Source organism: Vibrio sp. 704, assembly GCF_033339295.1.
Genome location: NZ_JAWOUH010000826.1, coordinates 1 through 562, shown reverse-complemented (window position 1 = coordinate 562; position 562 = coordinate 1). Strand labels below are relative to the sequence as shown.

Below are 562 nucleotides of genomic sequence, written 5' to 3'. Positions count from 1 at the left end.
CTTAAAGTATGAAAAGCCAACTACATTAGAAATGTATCAAGCAGTGGTTGCCGAGCACTTGTCGAGCGGCCAAGGCACAATGCTGGTGGAAGTTCAAACCCCACCAAGCCAAGCCGCAGAGTTGATAAAGGCATTTAATAAGAGCCTGCATGCTTCACTCTGAGCGTCTCTCTCCAACTGAAAAACACCAAAGTGGTGCTCTTCCCACTCTGGTGTTTTTGCATGGTCTTTTAGGAAGTGGTGCTGATTGGCAAGCTTGTTTGGATGAGCTGACTCAGTTTGAACGAGTCGTTATCGACCTTCCTGGTCATGGTCGCAGCCAGTTTACAAAGTGCAACGATCTCGATGATTGCTGCAAACTTCTTAATTCCACACTATCTTTATTATTTCCTCCGCAACAACCACTTATTTTGATTGGCTACTCAATGGGTGGAAGAATCGCAATGCACGGTCTTGCTGGTGAGTGCTTCTCAGATCTCAATATTGTCGGCGCGATTGTGGAAGGGGGAAACTTCGGGCTTCAAACAGAGTCAGAGATACAGTCAAGATTGCACAACGACAA

At 46.1% G+C, this 562-nt stretch carries 1 protein-coding gene; it reads left to right on the top strand.

Going from position 1 to position 562, the window contains the following annotated elements; genetic code table 11:
• Positions 1-149: 149 nt before the first annotated feature.
• Positions 150-562: alpha/beta fold hydrolase (locus R7R24_RS29350; RefSeq protein ID WP_318120544.1), on the top strand; the 413-nt coding region annotated here is incomplete at its 3' end.